Annotated in this window: 14 protein-coding genes; 13 read left to right on the top strand and 1 reads right to left on the bottom strand. The window is 43.2% G+C overall.

Features of this window, described 5'->3' with window-relative positions; all coding sequences use genetic code 11:
- Positions 1-47: 47 nt before the first annotated feature.
- Positions 48-1,802, bottom strand: coding sequence for an aspartate--tRNA ligase (gene aspS / locus NLF99_RS18970; RefSeq protein ID WP_254530145.1), 1,755 nt, complete (start codon positions 1,800-1,802; stop codon positions 48-50).
- Positions 1,803-2,237: 435 nt separating this feature from the next.
- Here aspS and mraZ point away from each other — a divergent pair, with 435 nt between their 5' ends.
- The 13 genes from mraZ to ftsZ all read left to right on the top strand — a co-directional run bounded on the left by mraZ (position 2,238) and on the right by ftsZ (position 18,036).
- A complete protein-coding gene (gene mraZ / locus NLF99_RS18965; protein WP_185214334.1) occupies positions 2,238-2,711 on the top strand; it encodes a division/cell wall cluster transcriptional repressor MraZ in 474 nt (157 codons plus the stop codon).
- Positions 2,704-3,615 (top strand): 16S rRNA (cytosine(1402)-N(4))-methyltransferase RsmH, encoded by a 912-nt coding sequence (rsmH, locus tag NLF99_RS18960; RefSeq protein WP_254530232.1) that lies wholly within the window; start codon positions 2,704-2,706, stop codon positions 3,613-3,615. Before mraZ ends, rsmH begins: the two co-directional genes overlap by 8 nt.
- A 12-nt stretch (positions 3,616-3,627) precedes the next feature.
- Positions 3,628-4,038, top strand: coding sequence for an FtsL-like putative cell division protein (locus NLF99_RS18955; protein ID WP_185214335.1), 411 nt, complete (start codon positions 3,628-3,630; stop codon positions 4,036-4,038).
- Between the two features lie 16 nt (positions 4,039-4,054).
- Entirely contained in the window at positions 4,055-6,181 is a 2,127-nt protein-coding gene (locus tag NLF99_RS18950) for a penicillin-binding protein (protein ID WP_254530143.1), read from the top strand.
- Between the two features lies 1 nt (position 6,182).
- Entirely contained in the window at positions 6,183-7,640 is a 1,458-nt protein-coding gene (locus tag NLF99_RS18945; protein ID WP_254530141.1) for a UDP-N-acetylmuramoyl-L-alanyl-D-glutamate--2,6-diaminopimelate ligase, read from the top strand.
- A 5-nt stretch (positions 7,641-7,645) separates the two neighbouring features.
- The gene (gene mraY / locus NLF99_RS18940) at positions 7,646-8,890 is read left to right on the top strand and encodes a phospho-N-acetylmuramoyl-pentapeptide-transferase (RefSeq protein ID WP_254530139.1); all 1,245 of its coding nucleotides are present in this window, start codon (positions 7,646-7,648) and stop codon (positions 8,888-8,890) included.
- Positions 8,891-8,899: 9 nt separating this feature from the next.
- Entirely contained in the window at positions 8,900-10,273 is a 1,374-nt protein-coding gene (gene murD, locus NLF99_RS18935; protein ID WP_254530137.1) for a UDP-N-acetylmuramoyl-L-alanine--D-glutamate ligase, read from the top strand.
- 11 nt (positions 10,274-10,284) lie between these two features.
- Positions 10,285-11,478, top strand: a complete 1,194-nt coding sequence (locus tag NLF99_RS18930) for an FtsW/RodA/SpoVE family cell cycle protein (RefSeq protein ID WP_185214340.1) — start codon at positions 10,285-10,287, stop codon at positions 11,476-11,478.
- A gap of 12 nt (positions 11,479-11,490) precedes the next feature.
- Positions 11,491-12,597, top strand: a complete 1,107-nt coding sequence (gene murG, locus NLF99_RS18925; protein ID WP_254530135.1) for an undecaprenyldiphospho-muramoylpentapeptide beta-N-acetylglucosaminyltransferase — start codon at positions 11,491-11,493, stop codon at positions 12,595-12,597.
- Positions 12,594-13,952 carry a UDP-N-acetylmuramate--L-alanine ligase gene (gene murC / locus NLF99_RS18920; protein WP_254530133.1) on the top strand — a complete coding sequence of 453 codons (1,359 nt, stop codon included), beginning with the start codon at positions 12,594-12,596 and terminating at the stop codon, positions 13,950-13,952. The genes murG and murC overlap by 4 nt, the downstream gene beginning before the upstream one ends.
- Positions 13,942-14,772, top strand: coding sequence for a cell division protein FtsQ (locus NLF99_RS18915; RefSeq protein WP_185214343.1), 831 nt, complete (start codon positions 13,942-13,944; stop codon positions 14,770-14,772). Before murC ends, NLF99_RS18915 begins: the two co-directional genes overlap by 11 nt.
- A 33-nt stretch (positions 14,773-14,805) precedes the next feature.
- Positions 14,806-16,188 (top strand): cell division protein FtsA, encoded by a 1,383-nt coding sequence (ftsA, locus tag NLF99_RS18910; RefSeq protein ID WP_185214344.1) that lies wholly within the window; start codon positions 14,806-14,808, stop codon positions 16,186-16,188.
- Between the two features lie 141 nt (positions 16,189-16,329).
- Positions 16,330-18,036: a cell division protein FtsZ gene (gene ftsZ / locus NLF99_RS18905; protein ID WP_185214345.1), complete on the top strand. Its 1,707-nt coding sequence runs from the start codon at positions 16,330-16,332 to the stop codon at positions 18,034-18,036.
- The last annotated feature ends 65 nt before the right edge of the window (positions 18,037-18,101 follow it).

Genomic DNA, 18,101 nt, shown 5'->3' with positions numbered 1-18,101 from the left:
AAATAGCGGTCAATTTTCGTTGACCGCTATTTTTGCTTTTGTGTTTTTTATTTTTTCGGTTCGATTAAGCTGATGCTTAGTTCGTCCAATTGTTCTTTGGCAATTTCAGCAGGAGCATCGATCATAACATCGCGTCCGGAATTGTTTTTCGGGAATGCGATAAAGTCACGGATGGTTTCCTGACCTCCTAAGATTGCGGTCAAGCGGTCAAGGCCGAATGCTAAACCACCATGTGGAGGAGCTCCATATTGGAAAGCATTCATTAAGAAGCCAAACTGCGCTTGTGCCTGTTCAGGAGTAAAGCCTAGGTGCTTGAACATCAAGGCTTGCATATCCTTGTCGTGGATACGGATAGAGCCACCGCCGATTTCATTTCCGTTCAACACCAAGTCATATGCATTGGCACGAACCTTTCCTGGGTCAGTATCCAATAAAGGCATATCCTCGATTTTCGGAGATGTAAATGGGTGGTGCATAGCGTGGAATCTTTCCGTTTCTTCATCCCATTCCAATAATGGGAAGTCTACTACCCATAGTGGAGCAAATTCGTTCGGCTTACGTAAGCCCATGCGATTTCCTAATTCCATACGCAGGGCGCTTAATTGCGCTCTTGTTTTATTTGCAGGTCCAGAAAGGATTAAGATCAGGTCGCCAGTTTGAGCGCCGGTTACCTCGGCCCATTTAGCTAGGTCAGCCTGGTCGTAGAATTTATCTACTGATGATTTATAGGTTCCATCAGCTTCACATTTTACATAGACCATTCCAGAAGCGCCTACTTGGGGGCGTTTAACCCAATCAACTAGCTCATCGATCTGTTTTCTAGTGTAGGAAGCAGCGCCTGGAACTGCGATACCAACAACCAATTCGGCATTGTTGAAGATCGCGAAGTCCTTATGTTGAGCTACGGTATTCAGTTCGCCAAACTTCATTCCGAAACGGATATCTGGTTTGTCGTTGCCATAGGTGCGCATCGCTTCGTCAAAAGTCATTCTTGGGAATTGATCCAATTCGATTCCATGGATGGTCTTTAATAGGTGACGCGTCATACCTTCGAATACGTTCAAGATATCTTCTTGTTCTACGAAAGACATTTCACAGTCGATCTGTGTAAACTCAGGTTGTCTATCAGCACGTAAATCCTCGTCACGGAAACATTTCACGATTTGGAAATATTTATCCATTCCACCCACCATCAACAGTTGTTTAAAGGTCTGTGGAGATTGGGGAAGTGCGTAAAACTGACCAGGGTTCATGCGGGATGGAACGATAAAGTCACGGGCACCTTCAGGTGTGGACTTTATTAAATAAGGTGTTTCGATCTCGCAGAAATCTAGGGCAGATAAATAGTTTCTTACCTCTTGGGTTACCTTATGACGGAACAATAGGCTGTTCTTTACGGGATTTCTACGGATATCCAGGTAACGGAATTTCATACGGAGGTCTTCACCGCCGTCTGTTTCATCTTCTATAGTAAAAGGAGGTAATTTTGATTCGTTCAGTACCTCAAGGTTGCTGACTTTGATTTCAATATCTCCGGTAGGGATTTTAGGGTTCTTGCTGGAACGTTCAATAACGGTACCTGTAACTTTAATAACATACTCTCTTCCCAATTCGCGGGCTTGGCTACGAAGTGATTCATTGTCTTCGGTATTGAAAGTTAGCTGAGTAATACCATATCTATCACGAACATCAATAAAAGTCATTCCACCTAAATCGCGTGATTTTTGTACCCATCCGCTCAGGGTTACGGTTTTTCCTAGGTCTTCAATTCTTAATTCGCCACAAGTATGTGTTCTGTGCATGATTATCTCAATTTTATTGAGCCACAAAATTATCGCATTTATGCGAGAATAAAGAATATTTAAGTAATAACCAGAAGGAGGGTAGGGCTTGAGCAAAAGCCCTATGAAATCCAGGTCAAAAAACAGCCGATTCTACCACTTTCCCCCACTCGACATGTCATTTGGTTCCAGTTGCTCCACTTCGCCCCACTTTTGCTGTTTTTTGAGTCTACAATTCCTTAAAAACAAGAGAATTGGGGCTAAATATTACCGTTATGGGGGTGATTTTTACAATTCTTAATTTATTGTATTTCAATGTTATTATGCTTTTAAAGTGCAATAAAGGGCTTTTTTGTAGTTGATAGGCTATGTGGAAAACTTTTTTGTGGGGCATTGTGGGAGATTGTGGGAGAAAGTGTATACTTTTACATTAAAATTAGAGTAGAATTATAGGAAATGATTCAATTAATCGGAGAATTCGAATGCAAGCTAGACACCAAAGGAAGAATGGTGGTCCCTGCTGCGCTCAAAAGGCAACTGCCTGATGTAGAGCGTGAGGGGCTTGTTATGAATCGCGGTTTTGAGAAGAATTTAGTGATCTATACCAAAGAAGAATGGAGCAAGAAGATGCACCAGCTTTCGAAATTGAACCAGTATAACGAGAAGACCAGGAACTTTATCCGTCAGTTTATGCGTGGTGCTACGGAGCTTTCTTTGGATTCTGCAGGTAGGGTTCTTTTGCCAAAATCATTGCTGGAATATGCCAATATCAAAGGTGAGGTTTTCTTGCAATGTCAGTTTGATAAGATTGAGGTTTGGGCGAAAGACGAATACGAAAAAATGATGGACAGTAGTACTGACGAGGATTTTTCTGCATTGGCTGAGGAGGTAATGGGTGGATTTAACTTTGCAGGAGATGACAATGAATAATGAAATTGGATATCATGTTCCTGTGATGTTGCAGGAATGTATCGACGCACTAGCGATAAAGCCAAACGGGATTTATGTAGACGTGACATTTGGGGGTGGTGGACACTCGAAGGAAATCCTAAAGCATTTGGGGCCAAATGGCAGATTGATCGCTTTTGATCAAGATCCAGATGCGATTAAAAACACACTTCCTGATGATCGATTTACATTGATCCATCAAAATTTCAAGTTCTTAAAAAATTATTTGCGCCTGGAAGGGGTGAAACAAGTGGATGGGATTTTAGCTGACCTTGGTGTTTCATCGCATCAATTTGATGCTGCAGACCGTGGCTTTTCCATCCGTTTTGATGCGGATCTGGATATGCGAATGGATCAAGTAGCTGATTTGGATGCCCGTAAAGTACTGAATACCTATCCTGAAGAGGAATTGCACAGGATTTTTGGGATGTACGGTGAGATCCAGAATGCGAAATCCTTGGCCAAAACCATTGTGACGAGCCGATTGAGCAATCCGATCCAGACGGTGGCCGAGTTGAAGCAGGTGATCCAGAAATTGGTTCCTAAAGGCAAAGAGCATAAATATCATGCTCAGGTTTTTCAAGCCCTGCGCATTGAGGTGAACAAAGAGCTGGAAGCCTTGCAGGAATTTTTGGAGCAGACCTCATTGGTCTTAAAACCGGAAGGTCGTTTGGTAGTCATGTCATACCATTCATTGGAAGACAGGTTGGTAAAGAATTTCATGGCCAAAGGGAAGTTTAAGGGCGAAGTGGAGAAGGATTTCTTTGGGAATGAGATCAAGCCATTTAAAGTGATCAGTCGAAAAGCGATCGTTGCTTCGGAAGATGAAGTAAAACAGAACAATAGAGCACGCAGTGCGAAGTTGAGGATTGCGGAAAAAATATAGTAGCGAAGGTATATGGCAAAGAGAAATACTATAAAGCAAAATGAACTGAGTGAGGAAGTGCAAGAGGAGATGTCTGATGCACTGGAGGAAAAGGTTGAGGAAACCCAAGACTTCCTGAAGACCTTCTTTTCTCAGAAAAAGCTTTCTACATACCTAGTTGCCAAGAATCTGCCTTTCGTGGCATTTCTTGCCTTATTAGGTTTGCTGTATATCTCAAACCGTCACTTGGCAGAGAATACGGTTAGAAGGATCGATAAGTTGGGCAGGGAAGTGAAGGAGTTAGGTTGGGACTATAAATCGTTGAATGCCGAGTTGATGAAATTGACCACGCAGACAGAGATTGCAAAACGTGCGGATACCTTGGGCTTGAAAGAAAGAACGGAACCGCCAATCAAGTTGGAAATAGTAAGGGAAGTAAAATAAAGATTAAGACCAAAACATGAATATTAGGAAGTCCATATTGATTAGGGTGTACCTGGCGTTTGGCCTGATGGTTTTTGGTGCTTTAATGGTATTTGGGAAATTATTGCATTTGCAATATGTGGACGGTGATAAGTGGCGTGAGATTGCAGATAGCTTGACGATACGCGAACGCGTAATCGAAGCGGCAAGAGGAAATATTTATTCCAATGACGGAAGTTTACTGGCTACTTCTGTTCCGGAATATGAGATACGGTTTGATGCGATGGCCATTCCATCCGAGCACAACAATGTGTTCAATGCTCGGGTGGATTCTTTGGCCAGTAAGCTAGCGGCCTATTTTAAGGATAAATCGGCCAGACAGTACCTGACTCAGTTGAAAGAGGCAAGGGCTAAAAAACAACGTTACGTTTTGATCAAGCGTAATGTATCACACCAACAGTTGAAGGTCCTAAAGACCTTTCCTTTGTTGAGAAACTTTAAGGAAGAGAAGGAAAGATTCTCCAGTTCTTTGATAGCAGTAAGAGAAAACAAGCGTATCCTGCCATTCACGAATTTGGCAGCCCGTACCATTGGTTATAAAAACAGCAAGGGCGATACCGTTCGTGTTGGATTGGAAGGTGCATATGGAGATTATATCGAAGGTAAGAGCGGGGTGCAGTTGATGCAGCGTATTGCCGGTGGGGTATGGATTCCGGTAAACCGTGAGATGGAGGTCGCTCCAACCGATGGTTCGGATATCATTGCCACCATTGATGTGAATATGCAGGACATGGCGCAACGCGCCTTGGAAAAACAGCTGATCATCAGTAATGCAGACAACGGTTGTGTGATCCTGATGGAGGTGGAAACTGGAGAGGTACGTGCGATTGCCAACTTTACCAGAGATGGTGAAGGGGTATATAGAGAGAAATTTAATTATGCCATTGCGCAAGGTGCTGACCCTGGTTCAACTTTCAAGGTTGCGTCCTACCTAGTGGCATTGGATGATAATAAGGTTGATACCAATACAGTAATCGATATCGGTAATGGTACCTGGAAAGTTCCTGGCCATACCATTAGAGATTCTCACCCACCGAAAAAATCAAAGGTGACCATCAAGGAGGCATTTGAAGAGTCTTCCAACGTGGGGGTTGCCAAGACGATCGGGAATGCATATGGCAAGAATCCAGAGAAATTCACTGGCAAATTGCACGAGTGGGGAATGGCCAAGCCATTAGGCTTGCAAATTCCAGGTGAGGCAAATCCTTGGGTGAAAATGCCGGACAGCAGGTCTTGGAGCAAGCTGTCATTGGTACAGATGGCCTATGGATATGAGTTGAAATTAACGCCATTGCAGACATTGACCTTGTACAATGCAGTTGCCAATGATGGTAAGATGTTGGCTCCATTGTTCGTAAAAGAAATTCAACACCTAGGTTCAACGGTTAAGAAGTTTGAAGCTAGGGTGATCAATAAGCAGATTGCTTCCAAAGAGGCGATCGGTAAGATGCAGAAGATGATGGAAGGGGTGATGGTTGAAGGGACCGGTAAGAAATTGAAGAGCCCACTTTATTCATCTGCAGGTAAAACAGGTACAGCGCAGATGGCTGATGGTGCAAGGGGATATGGAGCGAGAAGATACCAATCATCATTTGCAGGTTATTTCCCAGCGGAGAATCCAAAGTATTCGATGATCGTCGTGATTCGTAATCCTAGGAATGGATACTATGGTGGTTCGGTAGCAGGTCCTGTATTTAGAGAGTTGGCTGATATGGTTTTTGCAAATGACCTGTCATTGCACAAGACATTTAACAATAGAAAAGTAAATGTAGCTGGAAATAAAGTTCCATATACTTTGAAAGGTTCTAAGGATGCTACGGCGAAGGTCTATGAGATGTTGGGCGTGCAGGCCGTGAACTGGAATTCCATTGTTGCTGCTGATAAGGATTCAGCGAACCATTCGGCGGGCGCATTTACAGTGGCAGAGTTTAAGGAAGGTGTAGTGCCGAACGTGAAAGGAATGGGATTGGTAGATGCAATCTACGCGATGGAGAATGCGGGATTCAAGACCACTGTAAGGGGAAAAGGAAGAGTAATAAATCAATCATTGGTTGCTGGTCAGAAATTAAAACCTGGCACCCATGTTCTAATAGAATTGAATTAATATGTTGTTGAAAGAGTTGCTACATGCCATTCCGGTAATTGATTACCGAGGGTCTCTGGACACAGAGGTTAGCTCGCTATGCTTGGATTCAAGAAAGGCGGTTAAGGGCAGTGTATTTGTGGCAGTTCGTGGGCATCAGACCGATGGACACCTTTTCGTCAATAAAGCGATTGAATCAGGTGCTTCCGTGGTGCTGGTAGAAGAATTACCAGAGGAGATCAAGGAAGATGTAGTTTATGTGGTAGTCGGCGATTCGGCTTATGCACTGGGTGTAATGGCCTCTACATTTTACGGAAATCCATCCTCGAAATTGAAGTTAGTGGGCGTGACAGGTACCAATGGGAAAACGACCGTGGCTACCTTGCTGTTCAACCTGTTCAGCAGATTGGGTTTTCATGTAGGCCTGTTGTCTACGGTGCAGAACCAGATCGGTGAGCGCATTGTTGAAGCGACCCATACCACTCCAGATCCCATATCATTGAATTCCCTGTTGAAGGAAATGGTGGAAGATGGATGTGACTACTGTTTTATGGAAGTGAGTTCGCATGCTGTTGTTCAGCAGCGTATCGCAGGGTTGAAATTTGCGGGTGGCATCTTTACCAATATCACGCATGATCACTTGGACTTCCATGGAACTTTCGCCAACTATATCAAGGCGAAGAAAAAGTTCTTTGATGATTTAGACAGATATGCATTTGCATTGACCAATATTGATGATAAAAATGGTCAGGTGATGCTTCAGAATACATTTGCCCATAAGAAAACCTATGGCTTGCACCAAATGGCGGACTTTAAGGCAAGAATCTTGGAAAGCCATTTTGATGGGATGTTATTGCAGGTTGACGGACAGGAAGTGTGGGTGAAATTGGTCGGTGATTTCAATGCCTATAACCTATTGGCAGTGTTCGGTGCTTCCATTTTATTGGAGCAGGAGACTGTAAAGGTGTTGATGGCTTTGAGTGAGATCACCGGTGCTGAGGGGCGTTTTGAAACCTTAAAATCTACTACAGGTGTGGTTGCCATTGTGGACTATGCCCATACCCCTGATGCGGTGGAAAATGTTCTGGAAACCATTGGCGGATTGAGAAAGCCTGGTCAACAGATCCTGACGGTGTTGGGTTGCGGTGGAGACCGTGATAAGACTAAACGCCCAGAGATGGCAGAAGTAGCCTCACGATTGAGCGATAAAGTGGTCCTGACTTCGGACAATCCAAGAACGGAAGACCCTGCTGCCATTATCAAAGAAATGGAAGTTGGTATTCCTGGAGATAAGCGCAAGAATGTTTTCTCGATTACAGATAGAAGAGAGGCTATCCGTGCTGCTTTCCATCTAGCACAACCAGGGGATGTGATCTTGGTCGCTGGAAAAGGACATGAGAAATACCAAGATATCAATGGGGTGAAAAATCACTTTGACGATAAAGAGGAATTAATAAAGATTTTTAACGAACATAATTAGACTGCATGCTTTACTATTTATTCACTTGGCTTAACGAGCACGTACATATTCCAGGTGCTGGATTATTCCAATATATCTCGTTTCGTACGGCCATGGCAGTCATCCTTTCGTTAATCATCACAACGGTATTTGGTAGCCGATTGATTCGTTTACTGCATCAAAAACAAGTGGGAGAGACCATCCGTGATTTAGGATTGGAAGGTGAGAAGAAAAAACAAGGAACCCCTACAATGGGAGGTCTGATCATCATCGCCGGTATCTTGATCCCAACATTGCTCTTTGCAAAATTGGATAATATCTACATCATCCTGATGATCATCACAACGATCTGGATGGGTGCAATCGGGTTCTTGGATGACTACATCAAAGTATTCCGTAAGAATAAAGAAGGATTGGCTGGGAAGTTCAAGGTGATTGGTCAAGTGGGATTGGGCGTATTGATCGCGATCACGATGTATTTCCACCCTGAGATTGTTGCTAGACAGCAAGTGGCAAATCCTACTTCTTCAAAACCGGTGGAAGTGATCATCAATCCATCAACAGGGGAGAAGACCTATGCCGAGAATGTGAAGTCTACCAAGACGAACATTCCTTTTTACAAAAACAATGAGTTCGATTACGCCAAAGTGTTGGACGTATTCGGTATCAATAGCCCTTTGGCAACGTTCTTTGTTTTCTTGGTTGTTGTCGTGTTTATCATCACGGCAGTCTCCAATGGAGCTAACATTACAGATGGGATCGATGGCCTCGCCACGGGAACCTCCGCTATTATAGGGATTACCTTGGCCATATTGGCCTATGTATCCGGTAACATCATTTTTGCGGATTACCTGAACATTATGTTTATCCCGAATTCGGGTGAGCTGGTAATCTTCGCGGGTGCATTTGTTGGAGCCTGTACAGGTTTCCTTTGGTACAATGCCTACCCTGCACAGGTATTTATGGGAGATACGGGTAGTTTGGCGATCGGTGGTATCATTGCTGCTTTCGCGATCCTGATCCGTAAAGAATTATTGATTCCGGTATTGTGTGGTATTTTCTTGATCGAGAATCTATCGGTTATCCTTCAGGTTTCCTACTTCAAGTATACCAAGAAGAAATATGGCGAAGGCCGAAGGATTTTCCTGATGTCGCCTTTGCACCACCATTATCAGAAAAAGGGTTATCATGAGTCCAAGATCGTGACGCGATTTGTGATCGTATCGATCATGTTGGCCATATTAACCATAGTTACATTGAAAGTAAGATAGTAGAAGAAGATGTCGAATATAGCACACACATATTACCCTCAAACTGGCCGCCTAGTGATCTTAGGCGCAGGCGAGAGTGGAGTTGGTGCAGCGATCCTAGGTAAGGATAAGGGTTTTGATGTGTTTGTGTCAGATATGGGAACGATAGCTGATACGTATAAAGCCACTTTGGAAAAAGAGGGGATTGCATTTGAAGAGGGGCAGCACACACAGGAATTGGTTATCAACGCCGATCTAGTGGTGAAGAGCCCAGGGATTCCGGAGAAGGCTCCATTGATAAAAGAATTAAGAGGTTTAGGTCTACCGATCATTTCGGAAATCGAGTTTGCAGCTCAATATACGGATGCCAAATTATTGTGCATCACGGGTTCAAACGGCAAGACAACATCAACCTTGTTGACTTACCATATATTGAAGAATGCAGGTCTGAATGTAGGTCTAGCTGGAAATATAGGAAATAGCTTTGCCTTGCAGGTAGCTAGAGAGCAACATGATGCTTACGTTTTGGAGATCTCCAGTTTTATGCTGGATGATATGTACCACTTCCGCGCTGATGTTGCCGTGATTTTGAATATCACACCCGATCATTTGGATCGATATGATTATAAGATGGAGAATTATGTGGCCTCGAAGTTCCGCATGGTTCAAAATCAAAAGCCGACGGATTACTTTATCTATTGTAAAGATGATCCGGAGACGATGGCAGCCCTGGAGAAACATCCAACAGCAGCAATGCACCTGCCATTTACACAGGAAGGAACCGTAGATACCGGTGCGTATCTGGACGAGGAGAAGAATTTGTACATTTTAATACCAAATAGAGAAGCTTTTATCATGAATATCGAAGAATTATCACTGCAAGGCAAGCACAATGTTTACAACAACATGGCTTCAGGACTGGTTGCTAAGGCTCAGGAATTGAGGAACCAAACGATGAAGGAGAGCATGGGTTCATTTGTGAACGTGGAACACAGATTGGAGCATGTAGCTTGTATCGGTGGGGTTAATTATATCAATGATTCTAAAGCGACCAATGTCAATTCGGTTTGGTATGCACTTGAGAGTTTCTCTACGGATATTGTGTTGATCATGGGTGGTGTAGATAAAGGCAACGATTATGAAATGTTGAAAGACCTTGTGAAATCAAAAGTGAAAGCAATCATCTGTATCGGAAAGGATACGGGCCGTATTCATGAGGCTTTTGAGGATGATACGGATGTAATCGTCAATAGCGCCTCGATGAGTGATGCTGTTCAGATCGCATCTCATTTGGCGAAGAAAGGTGATACCGTATTGTTATCGCCAGCATGTGCCAGCTTTGACTGGTTCAAGAACTACGAAGATCGTGGTGATAAATTTAAGGAAGCGGTAATGACTTTATAATTAGGAGGACAATGGAATACATTTTTTCTAAACTAAAAGGCGATAAATGGATCTGGATCATTGTGATCTTGCTATCCATTTGGTCACTATTAGCTGTTTATAGCTCAGTAGGCACCTTGGCATACAAGGAAGGAAAAGGTACAGAACTTTATTTATTCAAACACCTTTTCATCGTTGTTGCAGGTTTAGTGATGATGTATCTATCACATAAGTTGGATTACCGCTATTATGCTGGGATTTCCAAGTTGCTTATGGTAGTCACGATTCCATTGTTGTTATATACCCTTGTTTTCGGTAGCAAGGTAAATGATGCCAGTCGTTGGTTGACTATTCCCGTGATCAATCAGACTTTCCAGACTTCGGATTTGGCGAAATTGGCCTTGATTACCTTCTTGGCGAGGATGCTGTCCCGCAAACAAGAGGAGATCAAGGACGTGAAGAAATCCTTTATTCCGATAATGGGAGCGGTTTGTTTTGTATTCGTATTGATCGCTTGGGCAAACCTTTCCACAGCCTTGATGCTGTTTGGGGTGAGTGTATTGTTGTTGTTGATCGGTCGTATCAGTTTCAAACAGATTGCAGTGGTGTGTATGGGCGGAGGAGTGCTGTTGATGCTGGTGATCTTTATGGGGCCTAGACGAGCTACTTATATCAGCCGTATTCAAGGTTTCTTCAATACAGAAGAAGTGCATGAAGGGAAAGGGTCCTTTCAGGATGATAAAAACTACCAGGCAAACAATGCCAAGATAGCGATTGCTACGGGTGAGATGTTTGGTAAAGGTGTCGGTAACAGTGTTCAGCGTAACGTTTTGCCTCACCCATATTCAGATTTTATTTTCGCCATTATCATTGAGGAGTATGGCACGATCGGAGGGGCGGTGTTGCTCTTCCTGTATATAGCATTGATGTATCGATGTATCCGGATTGTCACCTTAAGTCCGCGGGCCTTCGGGGCATTTCTGGCAGCCGGGTTGGGCTTCAGTCTGACGATTCAGGCTTTGGCAAACATGGCGGTTGCCGTTGGTCTTGGACCAGTGACCGGGGTTCCTCTTCCATTAGTGAGTATGGGGGGAACATCGATCTTGTTTACGAGTGTAGCCTTAGGGATCATCCTAAGTGTGAGCCGTAATGTTGAAGAGTTGAAAGTTAAAGAAGAAAAAGAAGTTGTAAAGGCTCCACGCAAAGTGGTAGTTGGCTCAATTTAATTGAAATATTGAATGGCGCATCGAGTAATCATAAGTGGTGGTGGAACCGGAGGGCATATCTTCCCGGCGATAGCGATAGCCAATGCGTTAAAAAACCTGTCTCCAGATATTGAGATCCTGTTCGTAGGGGCCAATGGCAAAATTGAGATGGAAAGAGTACCGGCAGCGGGATATGAAATCGTAGGACTGGATATCGTTGGGATCAACCGTCAGTCCTTACTGAAAAATATAAGTCTTCCATTCAAGATGTTGAAAAGCTTGTGGAAGGCGAGGAAAGTTCTTAAAGAGTTTAAAGCGGAAGCGGCGATTGGTGTTGGCGGTTATGCATCTGGGCCATTATTGATGATGGCGAATATGATGGGGTTGCCGACGGTAATCCAAGAGCAGAATTCCTTTGCAGGGGTGACAAACAAAAAGTTGGGTGCTAAGGCCAAAAAGATCTGTGTTGCCTATGAAGGCATGGAAAGGTTCTTTCCGGCAGACCGCGTTTTGTTGACCGGTAATCCGATCCGTAAATCTTCAGTAGCCATTGAAGGTAAACGAGAGGAAGCTATCCATGCTTTTGGATTGGATCTGGACAAGAAAACCTTGTTGGTTACTGGTGGAAGCCTTGGTGCATTGACCTTGAATGATAGCATTAAAGCCGGTTTGGAGGAATTGGTGGCAGCAGGAATACAGGTAATCTGGCAATGTGGTAGCTACTACTACGAGAAATTGAATGCTGAACTGGCAGATCAATTACCGGAGACCATCAAGTTGATGCCATTCTTAGAGCGTATGGATTATGCTTATGCAGCAGCTGACGTTATCGTGGCGAGAGCAGGAGCAGGGACCATATCAGAATTATGCGTGGTAGGTAAGCCAGTGGTCTTGGTGCCATCGCCAAATGTAGCGGATGACCATCAGACCAAGAATGCAAATGCCCTGGTTGAAAAGGATGCCGCCCTGATGGTGAAAGATAATGTGGCTCGTGAAGAGCTGGTTCCTACGGTCTTGGCTTTGTTTCAGGAAGAAAGCAAGCAGAAAGAACTAGGCGAACATATTCTGAAATTGGCTTTGGCTGACGCAGATGAGGTGATCGCACAAGAAGTATTGAGTATAATAGAAAATAGAAAATGAATATCGACAAAATAAAAAGAGTTTATCTACTGGGTATCGGCGGAATCGGCATGAGCGGATTGGCTCGTTATTTTAGTCGTTTGGGCTGTGAGGTGGCCGGTTATGACCGTACCTCAACAGAGCTTACCAGAACATTAGAAGCGGAAGGCATGCCGATCAGTTATGCTGATGATGTGGATTCCGTTCCTGCTTCTTTTAAATCGGCAAGCGATGAAACCCTGATCATTTTCACACCTGCTATTCCAAAGGATCTAAAATTGAAAGCGTTTTTTGTTGATCACGGACATGAACTGTTCAAACGCTCTCAGGTACTTGGTTTTATCTCTGCAAGTAGATTTACCATTGCAGTTGCAGGTACACATGGAAAGACAACAACTTCGACCATGGTAGCACATGTTTTGAAACATTCTGGTTTTGATTGCTCAGCCTTCTTAGGCGGCATCAGTACCAATTATCAAAACAATGTTCTCTTTGGAGAAAATGATGTAGTGGTGGTTGAGGCCGATGAATATGATCGCTCATTCCTGACCCTGCATCCAAATATTGCCATCGTGACGTCTGCGGATGCGGATCACTTGGATATCTACGGCGATCCTCAGGAGTTGATTACTTCTTTTGAGATGTTCCTGGATAGGGTCGTAGATGACGGAAAGAAAATCGTAAAGATTGGATTGCCTTTTTCAGGTGATATCAGCTATGCAAGAGAGCAGGTCTGTGATGCCTATGCAGAAAATGTAAGGGTGGAAAATGGAGAGTTCTATTTTGATTACCACTCTGCAGATTTAGTGATCAAGGATATCCATTTAGGAATTCCAGGATTGCACAATGTTGAAAATGCAGTTGCGGCCATTACGGTTGCACATCTTTTGGATATCCCTGCTGATAAAATCGTTGCGGCATTATCTGATTTCCAAGGTGTGAAAAGACGCTTTGAATATATCGTGAAGTCTGATAAGAATGTGTACATCGATGATTATGCACATCATCCAGAAGAGTTGAGGGCTTTTTTGACCTCGATGAAAAAACTGTACCCAAACAAGAAATTGACGGTAGTTTTTCAACCGCACCTTTTCAGCAGGACAAGGGATTTTGTTGATGGCTTTGCAGAAGTGTTGGCCTTGGCAGATGAGTTGCTGTTGATGGAAATCTATCCGGCAAGGGAATTGCCAATCCCAGGTGTTGACTCAAGATGGTTGTTGAACAAGATCGAATTGGAAAACAAGCGTTTGGTAAGCCCAGAGGAAGTTCTAGAAATCGTGAAAACAGAAGATCCAGAATTATTGGTAACCGTTGGAGCTGGAGATATTGACAAATTGGTGAAACCTCTTAAAGAAGAATTGAACCATGCTAAATAGAATAAGAAATATACAATGGCGTCAAGTCGGCTATTTTTTCTTAGGATTAGTGGCCATCGTAGGTGTCGGCATGTTGATGAGCTTGGTCAACAAGAAAGACCAGGTGCAAGAATGTACCGCACTCAAAGTGATGGTAGAAGGAAAGGAGACTTTCATTGATCAGAATGATATTTCATCGATGATCAAGGAGAAGTTTGGAGCAGTGGTAGGCAAGCAATTGAACCAATTGCCATTGCAACAGATCGAAACGGAATTGAAAAAATCACCATATGTATCCAATGCTGATGTTCATATGGATATGGATGGTACAATGCGCGTTTCCGTTCAGCAGCGCGAGGTTGTTGTCAGGATCATCAATCAAGGTGGGCAGGAGTTCTATGTAGACTCCAAAGGAAATAAGATTCCAGTGACCTTAAAATATGTACCGCATGTCATGGTTGCAAACGGAAATATCAAAGAGGGCTATAAGAAATCTTTGGAGCCTGTACAGAGCCAGTTGGTGAAAGACCTGGTTAGGATCGTTGAGGAAACAAAAGCAGATGAGCTTTGGAGCAACCAGATCGTCCAACTTTATGTCAATGATGAAAGAGATATCGAGATTGTTCCTAGAGTGGGCAGCCAACAATTGATCATCGGAAATGCAGACTCTTTAAGCTACAAGTTGGAACGTTTGAAGAAGTTCTATACGCATATCCTTCCAAGAGTAGGCTCCGATGCATACAGCAAGGTGAACGTGAAGTATAGCGGACAGATCGTCTGCGAGCGCAAGGGTGATTGGTTTATCGATAGCCTGCAAATGAAAATTAACAAGAAGATTTAAGAAACAAATTACATACAGCATCAAACACAGCATATGAAACCTAGAATTGTAGAAAATGAAAAAGAAAATCCAATTATCGTTGGATTGGACATCGGTACGACAAAGATCTGCGTAACTGTAGGTCGTCGTAGTGGATCGAACAAGGTTGAGTTATTAGGTGTAGGGAAAGCGGAATCTGCCGGCGTAAATCGTGGAGTTGTTGCCAACATCCAGAAGACCGTTACAAGTATCCGTGAGGCTGTTGCTGTGGCTGAAGGTCAATCCAATGTTGACATCAAAGTTGTCAATGTAGGTATTGCCGGACAGCACATCAAGAGTATCCAACACCGTGGTATTTTAACAAAGAATGACGATGATGAAATCGGACGCCTGGATATCGAGCGTTTGATCTCGGACATGTACAAATTGGTACTGCCTCCGGGAGAGGAGATCATCCATGTCTTGCCACAAGAATTTACCATTGACAACGAACCTGGTATCAAGGAACCAATCGGTATGGCGGGAAGAAGAGTGGAAGCTAACTTCCATATCATTTCTGGTCGTGTTACCGACATCAAGAACATCAAGAGATGTGTGGACAACTCGGACCTTGAAGTTTCTGAATTGATTCTTGAACCTCTTGCATCATCCGAGGCTGTGTTGGATGAAGAGGAAAAGACTGCAGGTGTTGTGTTGGTGGATATCGGTGGTGGAACTACCGACGTTGCTATCTTCCATGAGGGCATCATCCGTCATACGGCTGTTATTCCTTTGGGAGGAAATATCGTTACGGAAGATATCCGTCAAGGTTGTGCCGTATTGCGCAATCAAGCTGAGCAATTGAAAGTACGTTACGGATCAGCTTTAGCCGATGAGAACAAAGAGAACGAGGTTATCTGTGTACCTGGTATCAGAGGAAGAGAAGCTAAAGAAATTTCCGTTAAGAACTTAGCATATATCATTCAAGCGAGAATGGAAGAGATCATCGAGCACGTGTTCTATGAAATCAAATCTTCAGGTTATGAAGACAAATTGATTGCAGGAATCGTGATCACTGGTGGTGGTGCACAATTAAAGCACTTGGTTCAATTGGTAGAATATATCACTGGAATCGATTGTCGAATTGGATATCCGAATGAATACCTTGCAAAAACCGATATGTTGAACAAGCAGGCATTTGAAGAATTGAAGAGCCCATTGTATGCAACCGGTATCGGTCTATTGATCAAAGGGATTCAGTCGATCGAGGAAGAAGAGAAACGGAATGAAGAGAAATTCATCAAAAAGACTGCGCCAACACAAGGAAAAGTGAAAGAAGGCGTTAAAGAAATAGCGGAAGGTCAAAACAAAAAAGAAGGGTGGTTGACTCGTTTTTTAGGCGATTGGATCAAAGATGGGGCGGATATAGACGACGACACATTCATCGGTAAGAAATAATTATCAACATCGACTTGTTTTTTCCACATTTTAACAAATGTGGAAAACTCTTGTTAAGAATTTGGTAATATTACATTAGAATTGTTGACTTGCGTTGTGTTAACGTAAAGGCTTGATGAAGAATTAAATAGGATAAAATATATGTCGATACAATTTGAAATGTTAAAGGAGAACTCATCAATTATCAAGGTAATTGGTGTAGGTGGGGGCGGCGGAAACGCAGTCAATCACATGTATAAGCAAGGAATTAGTGGTGTTGATTTCATAGTTTGCAATACAGATGCGCAAGCTTTGGAGCTTAGCCCTATTCCAAACAAGGTGCAATTGGGAGCGAGTCTTACAGAAGGTATGGGTGCTGGCGCTGATCCTGATGTTGGTGAAAACTCAGCTATCGAAAGTATTGAGGATATCAAACGCATGTTGGGTACCAATACAAAGATGCTTTTCATTACTGCAGGAATGGGTGGTGGTACTGGTACTGGAGCTAGTCCGGTGCTTGCCAAGGCAGCAAAGGAATTAGGAATCTTGACCGTTGCTATCGTTACAACTCCATTTACATTCGAAGGTAAACGTCGTCGTATGCAAGCAGAAGACGGTTTGGGAGAACTTCGCAAATACGTTGATTCTTATCTAGTTATTTCAAACGACCGTTTGCGCGAAATCTTCGGGAACCTGACGATGACTGCTGCATTTGCCAAAGCAGATGATATCTTGACCACTGCGGCCAAAGGTATAGCAGAGATCATCACCATCCCTGGATATGTAAACGTCGATTTCAAGGACGTTCGTACCGTAATGAACGATTCTGGTGTTGCGATCATGGGTAATGCTGTGGCAACAGGTGAACAACGTGCATTAGATGCTGTAACAGGCGCGTTGGCATCACCATTATTAAAAGACAATGAAATTGAAGGTGCTCGTTACATCCTATTGAACATTACTTCCGGTACCCGTGAAGTAACCATGGATGAGGTTGCGATCATTACAGACTATATCCAAGAAAAAGCTGGCCTTTCAGCTGACTTAATCTGGGGTAACTGTATCGATGCAAACTACGAAGAGGAACTTTCAGTAACCATAATCGCTACTGGTTTTCAGACTTCTGAAGAGCGTGTGAAGGAAAAAGAAATGGAAAAGATTGCCATTCCTTTGACTCCTGAGGTATCGACTTCAGCATTCGTTAAACCGGTAACGACCAATCAATTCGTGGATAGAAGCAATACTGAAGCTAGTGCTTTCGTGAAGCCTAGTACGCCAGTGGACTCGCCATCGAATCAAGCTCCACAAAGCGACTTGTTTTCAAACAAAGCAGCAGTAGCTGCCCAACAAGCAAATGCAGTGGAAAAAAACGAATCTCAAATCGTTCGCCATACATTGGAATTAGATGATAACTCTGATGTGGAAGAAATTGAGGAAGATCCAAATCCACATGGATTTGAATTAAAGACTTCGCCATCACTGTTCGAGTTCAAGTTGCCTACTGTATTTGATACATACAAACCTACCGAAGAGAAGGAAGAGCCAACTCCAGAACCAGTGAACGAAGTTGTTCAGCCAAAAGCTGAAATCGAGTTGGAAGAAGCGAAGAAAGAAGAAACTAATTTCGAAGATCAGTTGTTGAAAACCAAGGAGCGTATCCTTCGCCTGAAAGAACTGAGCATGAAGTTGAAATCTTCAAATGGTCTTCAAGAGCTTGAGAATGAGCCAGCTTACAAAAGAAAGCAAAAAACATTGGATGATGTTCCTCATTCCTCAGAATCTCAGGTTTCCCGTTTCACCCTATCTTTTGATGATGGTGAGACTGAAATCAGACCGAACAACTCCTTTCTACACGATAATGTAGATTAATCTTATCCTATTTAATAAATAAAGGGTGGCTTGAAAAGGTCACCTTTTTTGTTTTTTAGATTTTG

The sequence above is a fragment of the Sphingobacterium sp. LZ11T8 genome (genome assembly GCF_024261425.1).
In the GTDB taxonomy this organism is placed as follows: Bacteria; Bacteroidota; Bacteroidia; order Sphingobacteriales; family Sphingobacteriaceae; genus Sphingobacterium.
Note: the sequence above shows the minus strand (reverse complement) of the source record. Positions and strands in the feature narration are given on the sequence as shown.